8 protein-coding genes are annotated in these 13,156 nt (G+C 68.3%); 6 read left to right on the top strand and 2 right to left on the bottom strand.

Annotated elements, in window-relative coordinates; all coding sequences use genetic code 11:
* Positions 1–23: 23 nt before the first annotated feature.
* Positions 24–1,370, bottom strand: a complete 1,347-nt coding sequence (locus NXI30_22975) for a 3-hydroxyacyl-CoA dehydrogenase family protein (protein MCR9097095.1) — start codon at positions 1,368–1,370, stop codon at positions 24–26.
* 446 nt (positions 1,371–1,816) lie between these two features.
* Positions 1,817–5,302 (bottom strand): indolepyruvate ferredoxin oxidoreductase family protein, encoded by a 3,486-nt coding sequence (locus NXI30_22980; protein ID MCR9097096.1) that lies wholly within the window; start codon positions 5,300–5,302, stop codon positions 1,817–1,819.
* Positions 5,303–5,514: 212 nt separating this feature from the next.
* Between NXI30_22980 and NXI30_22985 the strand changes: the two genes are divergently transcribed.
* From NXI30_22985 to NXI30_23010, 6 genes are all read left to right on the top strand, one after another.
* On the top strand, positions 5,515–6,384 hold the full coding sequence (locus tag NXI30_22985; protein MCR9097097.1) for an LLM class F420-dependent oxidoreductase: 870 nt from the start codon (positions 5,515–5,517) through the stop codon (positions 6,382–6,384).
* Between the two features lie 142 nt (positions 6,385–6,526).
* Positions 6,527–7,729, top strand: a complete 1,203-nt coding sequence (locus NXI30_22990) for an acyl-CoA dehydrogenase family protein (GenBank protein MCR9097098.1) — start codon at positions 6,527–6,529, stop codon at positions 7,727–7,729.
* Positions 7,730–7,782: 53 nt separating this feature from the next.
* The gene (locus NXI30_22995; GenBank protein MCR9097099.1) at positions 7,783–8,766 is read left to right on the top strand and encodes an acyl-CoA/acyl-ACP dehydrogenase; all 984 of its coding nucleotides are present in this window, start codon (positions 7,783–7,785) and stop codon (positions 8,764–8,766) included.
* A 54-nt stretch (positions 8,767–8,820) separates the two neighbouring features.
* Positions 8,821–10,230, top strand: a complete 1,410-nt coding sequence (locus tag NXI30_23000) for a zinc ribbon domain-containing protein (protein MCR9097100.1) — start codon at positions 8,821–8,823, stop codon at positions 10,228–10,230.
* Positions 10,231–10,295: 65 nt separating this feature from the next.
* On the top strand, positions 10,296–11,462 hold the full coding sequence (locus NXI30_23005) for an acetyl-CoA acetyltransferase (GenBank protein ID MCR9097101.1): 1,167 nt from the start codon (positions 10,296–10,298) through the stop codon (positions 11,460–11,462).
* A 72-nt stretch (positions 11,463–11,534) separates the two neighbouring features.
* Complete coding sequence (locus NXI30_23010) at positions 11,535–13,133, top strand: FadD3 family acyl-CoA ligase (GenBank protein MCR9097102.1); 1,599 nt, start codon at positions 11,535–11,537, stop codon at positions 13,131–13,133.
* Positions 13,134–13,156: the final 23 nt, after the last annotated feature.

Raw genomic sequence — 13,156 nt, forward strand, 5'->3', positions numbered from 1 at the left:
CGCAAGGGCGGATCCGGAAAGGGTTACTCGGCGACGAAGAACTTGCCGACGTTGATGCGGGTGTGGTTGAAGAAGCGCTTCGGTTCGCCGGTCTTCGCGGCCTCGGCCAGCGCGGCCGGAACCTCGAGACCGGCTTCGGCGATCATGTCGACCGTCGCCTGAGCACCGAGGGCGTCGACCAGCACCGAGGGCGGCGCCACGTTGAAGCCCATGCCCATGATCCGATCGATCCCGTCGATCGACTCCGTGACCTCACCGACGCGTTGGAACGCGTAGGCGACGTAGCCGGCGATGACCTTGCGGGCGATCTTGGCGTGCTCGCCGGAGGCTGAGGCGAAGACCGCCATGCCTTCCTTGTAGCGACCGTCGCGGTGGAGCGCGGCGACCTCGTCGATGTAGCCGAGCTCGGGGAGCTTGATCTCGTCGGCGGGCGTGTAGTCTCCACTCGCCGGATCGAGGATCAGCCGCGTCTTGCCGTCCTTCTTGAAGAAGCCGCCGCCGGATTTGTTGCCGAGGACGCCCTTCTCCATCAGGGTCGCCATGTAGGCGGGGAGCTTGTTGGTTTCGCGGGCCTCGTCGTGAGCCTCCGTGGTATTGGCGTAGACGTTGTCGACGATCGCGCGGTGGATGTCCCAACCGACCAGGTCGACCGTCGCGAGCGGGGTCATCGCGCGCCCCGTGTAGGGCCCGACCAGCTTGTCGGTCAGCGCGACCCCGATCTCCTCGGCGAGCTGGCAGACCTCGTTCATGACCTTGAAGCCGACGCGGTTGCCCGCGAAGGCCGGCGTGTCGGCCGTGCGGACCATCTCGCGACCGAGGAGCACCGTCGAGTACGCATCGATGAAATCGACGAGCTCGGGATCCGTTTCGTCCCCGGCGATCAACTCGGTCCCGACGATCACGTTCGGCGGGTTGAAGAAGTGGAGCCCGAGGAAGTTCTTGCGGAACGAGTCGGAGCGCCCTTCGCAGAGCTTGTTGATCGACAGGCCCGAGGTCACCGTGGCGACGATCGAGTCGTCCCGACGAGAAGCCTCGACCTTGTCGAAGATGTCCTTCTTCAGGTCGAAGTCTTCGGTCAGCGCCTCGAAGATCAGGTCGGCGCCGGCGCAGGCGGCCGCGAGATCGTCGTCGTAGCTCCCCGTCTTCGCGCGGTTCGCGACGGTGGGGGAGCGGACCTGCTTGATCGCTGCGGCGAGGCCGTCCTCGGCCTTCTCCTTCGTGCGGGCCAGGAACGTCACTTCGGGCACGGCCTGGGTGAAGAGCGCAGCGCTCCCGTATCCCATCGTTCCGTTCGCGCCGAGCACGACGACGCGCTCGATCTTGCGGCTCGCGACGAGCTGCCGCATTTCCTTCGGGCTCAAGGTAGACATCGGGGGTCTCTCTCTAGGACGAGCCGATCTGGGGCTCGGTTGTCGGCGGATGCACGCTTCCGGCTGTGAAGCGCGGATCCTCGTTCGTCAGCGTGTCGGCCCGGATCTCCACCGGGTCCGATCGTGTTCGTTTCCAGGCCACGAGCTCCCTCCGTCCCGACCGAAGCGCCGTCCGGAGCGCCCGTCCGGAGAGCCATCGGTCGGCGGAAGAGAGAGTCGTAGACCCAGGAAGCGGGACGAGCGCGAGGCTCGGGCAGCGGTCGCGGACCGGTCCTTCGCGGGGGCACAGCTTCCTCTATAACGAGTGGCCGCGCCAGAGGCCCAGGAGTCACCCGGAGTCAGTCTCCTGCCGCCGGAATTCCCTCTCAGGACGGGGAGTTGCGCGAGAGCTGCAGGTCGCCCGGGGGCCTGGCCGGCCCGGGGGCCCGCTGCGCCTCGAACGCGCCTCAGGCGCGCCGGAAGGCCTCGAGGAGCGCCACTTCCTTCTCCTTCGCCGCCTCGGCCTGGGCATCCTTCACCGTATCGAAGCCCCGGATGTGCTCCGGAATGCTCGCGATCTCGACGGCGATCTCCCGGTTGCCCGTCGTCAGCTCGCGCAGGAGCTCGTCGAGGGTCGTCTCGTACTCGGCGAGCAGGGCCCACTCGCGCTTGCGGTGCGCCGTCCGGTTGAAGATGTCCAGGAAGGAGTGGCGCAGGAACTTGAAGTGCCGGAGGACCTTCAGGACGGCGAAGACCCGTCGATCGATGTTCAGCTTCCGGACCCGACCGGTGTTCGGGTCGCGCGGAAAGAAGAGCTGCGGCGCCAGATGGAACTGGAGCTTGTAGTTGCCCTCGAACTCGGCGTCGAGCTGTCGCTGGAACGCCTCGCTCGCCCACAGGCGCATGACCTCGAACTCGTCCTTCACGGCCATCAGCTTGAAGAGGTAGCGCGCGACCGCTTCCGCGAGCGGATGGTCCTCGGCGCCGATCGCACGCTCGGCGGCGATCACCTGCTCGACCCGCTCGGCGTAGCGCCGCGCGTACTTCTCGTCCTGGTAGTCGGTCAGGAAGCGCACCCGGCGCGCGATCAGGTCTTCGAGGGTCTCGGCCTTCGGCGTGGTCTGGGAGTCGCGGACCCGAGAGGCCGCGAGCTCGCGCACGCGCTCGGGATCGTGGGCCGCCAGTCGGCCCCACGACAGCGCGCGCTTGTTCATCTCGATCGACCGGCCGTTCAGCTCGATCGCGCGCTCGAGCGCCGGCAATCCGACCGGAATCAGCCCCTTCTGGAGCGCATAGCCCACCAGGAAGAGGTTCGCGCCGATCGCATCACCGAGCAGGGCCGTCGCGAGCTTCGTCGCCGCGACGAAGTCCGCCCGTTCCGCACCGACCGCGGCGGTGATCCGGGACTCCATTCCCGCCGAGGACATGTCGAGATCCGCATTGGTGGCGAAGTCGGCGGTCGGAGCCACGTGGGTGTTCACGATCGCGGTCGTCCGGGACGGCGACAGCTTCTGCATGCCGTCCTGGCCGGTGGCGACCACGATGTCGCAGCCGAGGGCGAGATCCGCACCGCCCGCCGGAATGCGCGTCGAGTGCAGCTCCTCGGGCGTGTTCGCGACGCGAACGTGGCTCGCGACGGCCCCGTTCTTCTGGGCGAGCCCTGTCACGTCGAGGAGCGACACGCCCTTGCCTTCGAGGTGGGCCGCCATCCCGACGAGGGCGCCGATCGTGATCACGCCCGTACCGCCGATTCCGGCGACGAAGATGTTGAAGGGCTGGTCGAGGGACGCGACCGGCGCGTCCGGCAATCCGGAGAAGAGCGAGTCGGCCCCCTCCCCCGCGTCGACCGCGGTCGCCTCGACCTTGCGGATCCTTCCGCCGATCACCGAGGCGAAGCTCGGGCAGTAGCCCTCGAGGCAGGAGTAGTCCTTGTTGCAGGACGACTGGTTGATCGTTCGCTTGCGACCGAACTCGGTCTCGACCGGCTCGATCGAGATGCAGTTGCTCTGGACCGAGCAGTCTCCGCAGCCCTCGCACACCGATTCGTTGATCACGATCCGCCGATCGGGATCCGGGAAATCGCCGCGCTTGCGGAGGCGGCGCGCCTCGGCGGCGCAGGTCTGGTCGTAGAGGATCGCCGTCACGCCGGGGATTTCGCGCAGCTCCTTCTGGACGGCGTCGAGCTCCTTGCGGTCATGGACGGTCACGCCGGTCGGGAACGTGCCCGGGGCGTATTTCTGGATGTCGTTCGAGAGGACGGCGATCCGCTCGATGCCCTCGCCAGCGAGCTGGCGGGCGATCTCCGGCGTCGTGATCTCGCCGGCCATCTCCTCGCCCTCGATCGGCTGCCCGCCGGTCATGGCGACCGCCCCGTTCACGAGGATCTTGTACGTGATGTTCACGTCGGCGGCGACGGCCGCCCGGATCGCGAGCAGGCCCGAGTGGAAGTAGGTGCCGTCGCCCATGTTCTGGAAGATGTGGTCGACTTCGGTGTACGGCGCCTGACCGATCCAGTTGACGCCCTCGGCCCCCATCTGGTTGACCGCGAGGGTCCGGCGCTCGGGCAGGAAGACGGCCATGCCGTGGCAGCCGATCCCGCCGAGGGCGATCGAGCCCTCGGGCACGACGGTCGAGCGGTTGTGGGGGCAGCCCGAACAGAACGAAGGCAGGCGCGTGAGCCCGCCCTGAGCGACCTGGAGACCCGGCGCTTCGGGGTCCGGCGTCAGCCGCGCGGCCCACTCCGGCGCCTCGCGGGCGATCCAGCGACGCAGCACGCCGGCCACGACACCGGGCGTGAGCTCGCCGATCTGGGGCACGAGCGGGCTTCCGTCGAGGTCCTGCTTGCCGAGCAGCCGCGGCCGCTCGGAGAGGTTGTAGAGCAGGCTCGCGAGCTGCTCCTCGAGGATCGGCTTCTTCTCCTCGATCACGAGCAGGTCGTCGTGGCCCTGCGCGAAGGCCCGAGCGCCCTCGCCCTCGATCGGCCACGTCAGGCCGATCTTGTAGATCGAGATCCCGAGGTCCCTGGCCTTCTCGTCGTCGAGCCCGAGGTCCTCGAGGGCCTGACGAAGATCCCCGTAGGCCTTCCCCGTCGTCACGATCCCCAACCGCCGCTTCGGCGACTCGAGCGCGACGCGATCGATCGGGTTCGCGCGAAGGAAGGCCTGCAGGGCGACGAGGCGCTGCTCGAAGAGACGCTCTTCGACCATCTGGGGGATGTTCGCCCAGCCGATGTGGATGCCGCCGGGCGGCGGCTCCCAGTCGGTCGGCTCGACGAGTCGGACACGGTCCGGCGAGACCGCGACCGAGCCGCTGCTCTCGATCGTGTCGGTCAGACACTTGAAGCCGATCCAGCAGCCCGAATAGCGCGAGAGTGCCCAGCCGTAGATCCCGAAGTCGACGTAGTCCTGAACGCTCGACGGGTTCAGCACCGGGATGCCGCAGTGGATCATCGCCGGCTCGCTCTGGTGCGCGATCGAGGAGCTCTTGGCGCCGGGATCGTCGCCCATGAGCGCGAGGACGCCGCCGTACTTCGACGTCCCCGCGTAGTTCGCGTGCTTGAGCGCATCGCACGCACGATCCACGCCGGGTCCCTTGCCGTACCACATGCCGAACACGCCATCGACCTTCGGCCCGTCCATCAGGACCGCCTGCTGCGTTCCGAAGATCGTCGTCGCGGCGAGGTCTTCGTTCAGCCCGGGCTCGAAGTGGATCGCATGCTCTTCGAGCTCGCGCTTCGCCTGCCACAGGTTCATGTCGAAGATGCCGAGCGGCGATCCCCGGTAGCCGGAGATGAAGCCCGCCGTGTTCAGCCCGGCGGCGAGATCGCGCTGGCGCTGCATCAAGGGCAGGCGAACGAGCGCCTGGTTGCCGGTCAGGAAGACGCGGCCGTCCTGGATGCGGTAGCGATCGGCGAGCTCGTAGCTCGCGTCGAAGTCGGGGGCGGCAGTGGCCAAGAGGGCTCCTGGTCTCGGGCGGGGACGGGGGTTCGTCGAAGGGGTCCGGGGATTCGTGCTGGACCGACACTTCGTATCGTAAGTCAGCGTCCCGGCACCGCAATCCAACCGTCCGACCCATCGCCGATCGGGCACCGGCATTCGACGCGCGCCGGCATTCGATCTATACGAACGCTCGGCGTGTTCGTGCCTCGAGCGATCAGGAGGAAGCGATGAGTGAGTTCCCGGCGGATGGCCCCATGAAGATCGGCGTGGCCTTCCACTCGACGGACGTCGCGATGCACCCCGTCGAGGTGGCCCGTGAGGTGGAGGCCCGAGGCTTCCACTCGCTCTACATCCCCGAGCACACCCACATCCCCACGAGCCGCCGCACGCCCGCGCCGACCGGGACCCCGGAGCTCGGCGAGGAGTACAAGCGCAGCCCCGATCCCTACATCGCCCTCGCCGCGGCCGCCTCGGTCACGGAGAAGATCCTCCTCGGGACCGGCATCGGTCTCCCCGCCCAACACGACCCCATCACCTTCGCCAAGGAGCTCGCCACCCTCGACTGGATGTGTGAGGGTCGCTTCGTCTTCGGGATCGGCTACGGCTGGAACCATGAAGAAATGGAGAACCACGGGATCGACGTGAAGCGGCGACGGGAGCACGCCCGCGAGGTCATGTTGGCGATGCAGGCGCTCTGGACGAAGGACGTCGCGGCCTTCTCGGGAGAGTTCGTCGATTTCGAGCCCTCCTGGCAGTGGCCGAAGCCGGTGCAGGCGGGCGGGCCGCGCGTCCTGATCGGCGGCGGCGCCGGGCCGAAGATCTTCGCGCAGATCGCCGAGTACGCGCACGGCTGGATGCCGATCGGGGGCGCGGGCATGGCGGCCGAGCTCGAGAAGCTGCGCGGCCTCCTCGAGGAGCGCGGACGGGACCCGCGCGCGCTCCACGTCGTCCCGATGGGCGTCTTCCCGACCGACGAGAAGCTCGGGTACTACAAGACGTCGGGCGTCACCGAGTGCGTCCTGCGGATCCCCTCGGCGCCCCGCGACGAGGTGCTGCCCGTGCTCGACGACTACGTCCAGTATCTCGACCGGTTCTGAGACCGCAGAACCGTCGCTATCGCCCGCTTTCGATGGGCCCAGGGGCCTTTGACGCCCCTCCGGGGTTTCGATACGCTCCGGCTCGTAATTCGCGCGAGCCGCGATCCGCACGCCGCGGGATCGAACGCGCGGAGGCCCCGCCTTGGATCTCCGAACCACCCCCGAAGAGCAGAAGTTCCGCGACGACCTCGCCGCCTGGCTCGCGAGCGAAGTCCCGGCCTACGGGCCGCCGCCGTCGACCCACGACTGGGACGCGCGCCGGGCCTACGACACGGGCTGGCAGCGGAAGCTCTTCGAGGCGGGCTACGCGGGCATCAACTGGCCGAAAGAGTACGGCGGCCTCGACGCGAGCGGCGTCGAGCAGCTGATCTACTTCGAGGAGATCGCGAAGGCGAACGCGCCCTACATCGGCGTGAACTTCGTCGGCATGCTCCACGGCGGCCCGACGATCATGGTCGAGGGCACCGAGGCTCAGAAGGCCGCCCACATCCCGCGGATCATCTCCGGCGAGGAGGTGTGGTGCCAGGGCTTCTCCGAGCCGGTCGCCGGATCGGATCTCGCGAACCTGCAGACCCGCGCCGAACGCGACGGCGACCACTACGTCGTCAACGGCCACAAGATCTGGACCTCGTTCGCTCACGTCGCCGACTACTGCGAGATGCTCGTCCGAACGGACCCGGACTCGTCGAAGCACGGCGGGATCTCGTGGCTCATCATGCCGATGGACCTCGACGGGATCGACATCCGCCCCCTCCCCACCCTCGAAGGCGAAGGCGAGTTCTCGGAGGTCTTCCTCGAAGACGTCCGGATCCCGGTCTCGAATCTCGTCGGCAAGGAGAACGACGGCTGGCGCGTCACGAACGTGACGCTCCGCTTCGAGCGCGGCACCGCCTTCGCCAGCGACATGATCCAGCTCCAGGCCTTCGTCGCGAAGATGGTCGAGACGGCCAAGAAGATCACGAGCGACGGCGCGACCGCCTGGGACGACAAGGCCCTGCGCCGCGAGATCGGTCATCTCTCGGGGGAGCTCGAGAGTCTCTGGGCCATGGTGAAGCTCTCGGTCTGCGAAGCGAAGGAGACCGGCGTCCCCGGCGTCGGCGCCTCGGCCGTCAAGCTCTACTACACCGACATCTTCCAGCGGACGACGGAGCTCGCCGTGCGTCTCCTCGGGCGTGCCGGCATCTCGCGCTCGGACGTGATGGACCTCCCGGCCCAGCATTTCTTCGCCCGCCACTTCAACGCGATCTCGACCGCGATCGCGGCGGGCACGAGCCAGATCCAGAAGAACATCATCGGCGAGCGCATCCTGGGCCAGGTGAAGGAACCGAAGCCGAACCCGGCCTAGGCTTCTTCGCCCGGCTCTCGCCCCCTCATCGCCCCTCACGAGCGGAGACCGAAGTGGACTTCCAACCGACCGAAGATCAGAAGGCGCTGCGCGAAGGCATCCGCTCCTTCGTGGAGGGCCAGCTGCCCTTCGACCGGATCCCCGAGATCGAGAAGGCGGGCGGCTTCGACCGCGACCTGTGGAACGAGGTCGCCGAGATGGGCGTCTTCGCCCTCCGCCTCTCCGAGAACGAGGGAGGCGTGGGCCTCGGCTTCTCGGACGCGGTGCTCGTCTTCGCGGAGCTCGGCCGTCGTCTCGTCCCCGGCCCGGTCGTCTGGACCCATCTCGCAGCCGGTCTCGTCGACGGCGCGGCCACCGGCGAGACCGTCGTCGGCGGCGTCGATCTGATGGGACCGACGCCCGAGCCCGTCGTCGTCGAGTACTTCGATACCCTGGACGTGCTCCTCGTGCTCCGAAGCGACGGTGTCTACCGCGTCGACCCGGCGACCTGCGAGGCGAAGCCGGTCGATGTTCCCCTCGACCCGCTCACGCCGATCCACCATGTCACCGCGCTGCCGGAAGGCGACAAGATCGGGGACGCCGACGCCGCGGCTCGGCTCCGCCTCGAAGGCGCGGCGATCATCTCGGGCGTTCAGCTCGGTCTCTCGGAAGGCGCCCTCGAGCTCGCCAACGACTACGCCAAGGAGCGCCAGCAGTTCGGACGACCGATCGGCGGGTTCCAGGCGGTCAAGCACATGCTCGCGGAGATGTTCGTGAAGCAGGAGGCCGCGCGCGCCGGGGCCTACAACGCCGGCGCGACCCTCGATGCGCCCGAGGTCGCCGACGTGCAGAAGGCGGTCTCCGCCGCGAAGGTCACCGCCGGCGAGAGCGCGATCCGCAACGCCCGGACCGGCATCCAGGTCCACGGCGGCATGGGCTTCACCTGGGAGGTGATGGCCCACTACTACCTGAAGCGCGCCTGGGTCTGCGAGAACATGTTCGGCACCCAGGACGAACACGCCGAGAAGATCGCGACGATCCTCGAGGCGGCGAACTAGCACCTCCCCTCACCGCGCCGTCGCGGAACGGGCACCTGCCCGATCGGAGTTTCGATGATCGGAATCACTTCCTACGGGGCCTACGTCCCGCGCACGCGCCTGCCCTTCGCCGTGATCGGCGGACGCCCTCCGAAGGAAGGCGGCCCCGAGCGCTCGGTCGCGTGGAACGACGAAGATGCGATCACGCAGGGCGTGACGGCAGCGATCCACTGCCTCGAGGGCCTCGACCGCAGCCAGGTCGACCTGCTGCTCTTCGCCTCGACGACCCTGCCCTTCCAGGAGAAGCAGGCCGCGGCGCTCGTCGCCCGCGTCCTCGATCTCGGGCGCGACGTGCAGACCGCCGACCATGCGGGCTCGACCCGCGCCGGGACCGCCGCCCTTCGCGCAGCGACCGACGCAGTCAAGGCGGGCTCCGCGCGGTGCGCCCTCGTGATCGCGAGCGACGCCCGGATGGCCGCCCCGAAGAGCGGGATGGAAGCCAACTTCGGCGACGGCGCCGCCGCCTTCCTGATCACCGACGGCGATGCGATCGCCAGCGTCGACGACTTCCACGCCGTGACCGACGAAGTGACCGACGTCTGGCGTCCTGCCGGCCACGAATTCGTCCACACCTGGGAGGACCGCTTCGTCATCCAGGAGTCCTACACGCCGAACATGGCCGCAGCCCTCTCGGGCTTCTTCGAGAAGACGGGGACCGGGATCGGCGACTACGACCGGGTCGCCTTCTACGGACCCGACGCGCGCTCCCACGGCGGCGCGCTCAAGGCCGCCGGCGTCACCGGCGACGCGATCCAGTCCCCGCTCTTCGGGCGGCTGGGCAACGCCGGCGCCGCGTTCGCGCCACTCCAGCTGATCGCGGCCCTCGAAGCCGCCACGCCCGGGCAGAAGATCCTGCTCGCCAACTTCGGCAACGGTGCCGACGTGACGTCCTTCTCGACCACGGACCAGATCGAGAAGCTCGCTCCGCGCCGCGGCGTCGAGTGGAACCTCGCCCGCCGCCGGGTGGTCACGAGCTATGACGACTACGTGAAGGCCAAGGGGCTCGCGGCGACCGAGTGGGACGCGGGCACCAATCCGGGTCTGTCCGCCACGATCCTCTTCCGGGAGCGCGACGACGACCTTTCCCTCCTGGGCCAGCAATGCAACGCCTGCGGCGCCATCCAGTTCCCGGCCCAGCGGATCTGCGAGTCCTGCTTCGCCAAGGACGACTACTCGAAGGTCCGGCTCTCCGACCGGACCGGCAAGGTCGTGACCTACACCTTCGACTTCTTCTTCCCCACGCCGAACCCGCCGACGGTCGTGACCGTGACCGACGTCGACGGCGCGCGGATCCACCTCCAGGTGGTCGAGATCGCGCCCGAGGACATGAAGATCGGCCAGGAGGTCGAGTTCGTGTTCCGGCGGATCCACGAGTCCGGCGGTCGCCCCAACTACTACTGGAAGGGCATCCCGAAGCCCGAGTAGGCCGCCGTCGGCCCTCCCCACCCTCTCTTCATCCGGGTCACGCACCCGTACCAAGGAAACGAGTCATGGCGAACAAGGAATCGATCCGCGACAAGGTCTCGATCGTCGGCGTCGGCTGCTGCCAGTTCGGCGAGAACTGGGACCAGTCCCCGTCGGACATGATCGTCGACGCGGCCTACGAGGCCTATGCCGACGCGGGGATCGAGAAGCCCCAGGAGCAGATCGACGCCGTCTTCACCGGCTCGATCTACTCGAACAAGGGCCCGCACGAGTGCGGGGACGCCCTCAAGCTCTTCAACAAGCCGATCAGCTTCGCGACGAACTACTGCGCGACGGGCACCGACCTCGTGCGACTCGGTGTCATGTCGATCGCCGCCGGCCTCTACGACACCGTGCTGGTCGTCGGCTACGACAAGCCGAAGGATCGCGGCGTCTCGGGCCCGTCCGTCGTCGTCGACCGGGTCCGCGACCTGCCCCAGACGCCCGCGGGCTGGTTCTCCCTCGCTGCCGCGACCTACTTCGACAAGTTCGGCGCGAGCCGCGAGGACCTCGCCAAGATCGCGATCAAGAACCACGCGAACGGCTGCCTCGCCCCGAAGAGCTTCCTCAAGCGGCAGATCACGGAGGAGGACTACTTCAAGGCCCGGATCATCTCCTGGCCCTTCGGCCTCTACGACTCCGCCGCCCAGACCGACGGCGCCGCGGCCTGCGTCCTCACGCGAAGCGATCTCGCGAGCTCCTTCTCGAGCGACCCGATCCTCGTGAAGGGCGTCACGGTTCGGGCGGGACCGAACCCGCAGAAGGACCCGGGCAACGACTTCCTCTCCTGGAAGCCCACCGCCTGGGCCCGCGACGACGTCTACGAGATGGCCGGGATCACCGACCCGAGGGGCGAGATCGGCGTCGCCCAGGTCCACGACTGCTTCTCCCTGACGGAGCTACTGACCTACGAAGACCTTGGCTTCTGCGAGAAGGGATCGGCGAAGGAGCACATCGCCGACGGAGCCTTCGAGCTCGGCGGCGACCTGCCGGTCAACACCGACGGCGGCCTCAAGACCTTCGGCCATCCGACCGGCGCCACCGGCGTCCGTATGGTCTACGAGAACGTGCTGCAGCTGCGCGGCCAGGCCGGCGATCGCCAGGTCGCGGGAGTCGATGGCAAGTTCGCCGTCTCCCACAACATCGGCGGTCACCCGACGGCCTGCGGCATCGCCGTCCTCGGTCGCCAGTAGTCGCCTACCCGCCCACTCGCCCACCTCCACCCGATCCCGACGCGAACGACGAGCACGAGGAGAACACCCGCCATGGCCGATCTGCCGACCGACCAGGTCCAGTGGGACACGATGACCATCCCGTCCACCCTCGCCCGCGCGGCGCGGATGTGGCCGGACGTGTCCGCCCTCGAGGACGATGGAAAGACCTTCACCTTCACGGAGCTCGAAGCCGCGGCGCAGGAAGCCTGTCGCGCCTTCATCGCCTCCGGTGTCGAGCGTGGCGACCGCGTCGCCATCTGGGCCCCGAACGGCTGGCGCTGGGAGATCGCCGCGCTCGGCCTGCAGAGTGCGGGCGCCGTGCTCGTCACCCTGAACACCCGCTTCAAGGCGAGCGAGGCGGCGTACGTGCTCGAGAAGAGTGGCGCCAAGCTGCTCTTCACGGTGGGCGACTTCCTCGGGATGAACTACGCCGACGCGATCGCCTCCCAGGACCTGCCCGACCTCGAAGGCACGATCCTGATCGAAGGCGAGAGCAGCCACGCCGCTCCCTGGGAAGACTTCCTCGCTCGAGGCGTCTCCGTCGAACCGGGCGCAGCCCGCGAGCGCGCGGATTCCGTCGAGCCGGACGACCTCTCGGACTTCATCTTCACGTCGGGTACGACCGGCAACCCCAAGGCCGTGACGACCGCCCACGGCCAGAACCTGAAGGTGTTCGACGTCTGGGGCCGCTCGGTCGGTCTCTCCCCGGGCGACCGGTACCTGATCGTGATGCCCTTCTTCCATTCGTTCGGCTACAAGAGCGGATGGCTCGCCTGCATCATCCATGGCGCCACCGCGATGCCGGAAGCCGTCTTCGACGTCGAGCCCGCCCTCGCACGCATCGAGCGCGACAAGGTCACGGTCATGCCGGGCACGCCTACGATCTATCAGTCCCTGCTGACCTTCCCCGATCGGGACAAGTACGACACCTCCTCGCTCCGTCTGGCCGTCACCGGCGGCGCCGCCGTCCCCGTCGAGCTCGTCCGGCAGATGCGGAGCGAGCTCGGCTTCCGCGAAGTGATCACCGCGTACGGGCTGACCGAGAGCTCGGGAACGGTGACCGCCTGCCGGCTCGGCGACGACGACGAGACGATCGCCACCACCTGCGGTCGACCGATCCCCGACACCGAGACGAAGATCGTCGACCCGGATGGCAAGGAGGTCCCCGCCGGCGAGCCCGGTGAGATCTGGACGCGGGGCTACCACGTCATGAAGGGCTACTGGAACGATCCCGCCGAGACGGCGAAGGCGATCGACGCCGACGGCTGGCTCCACACCGGCGACATCGGCGTCATGGACGAGCGCGGCTACCTCCGGATCACCGACCGGATCAAGGACATGTTCATCATGGGCGGGTTCAACGTCTACCCGGCCGAGGTCGAGAACCTGCTGTTCCAGCACGAGGGAATCGCCGCCGCGGCGGTGATCGGCGTCCCCGACGACCGCATGGGCGAGGTCGGCATGGCCTTCGTCGTTCCGACGCCGGGCACGACCCTAGACGCCGAGGCGCTGGTGGCCTGGAGCCGCGACAACATGGCCAACTACAAGGTCCCGCGCTTCTTCGAGGTCGTCGACGAGCTGCCGGCGAACGCCTCCGGCAAGGTGCTCAAGAACGATCTTCGAGATCGTGCGAAGGCGATCCTCGCCTAGCGCGACCTCGCGGGTGCAGGCGA

This window comes from bacterium (assembly GCA_024742285.1).
Taxonomy (GTDB): Bacteria; Myxococcota_A; UBA9160; order UBA9160; family UBA4427; genus UBA4427.

Excerpts from the sequence above, each read along its gene's own strand:
- NXI30_23000 (MCR9097100.1), top strand. The coding sequence starts at position 8,821 with ATGATCGGAATCACTTCCTACGGGGCCTACGTCCCGCGCACGCGCCTG.
- NXI30_23005 (MCR9097101.1), top strand. The coding sequence starts at position 10,296 with ATGGCGAACAAGGAATCGATCCGCGACAAGGTCTCGATCGTCGGCGTC.
- NXI30_22985 (MCR9097097.1), top strand. The coding sequence starts at position 5,515 with ATGAGTGAGTTCCCGGCGGATGGCCCCATGAAGATCGGCGTGGCCTTC.
- NXI30_22975 (MCR9097095.1), bottom strand. The coding sequence starts at position 1,370 with ATGTCTACCTTGAGCCCGAAGGAAATGCGGCAGCTCGTCGCGAGCCGC.
- NXI30_23010 (MCR9097102.1), top strand. The coding sequence starts at position 11,535 with ATGGCCGATCTGCCGACCGACCAGGTCCAGTGGGACACGATGACCATC.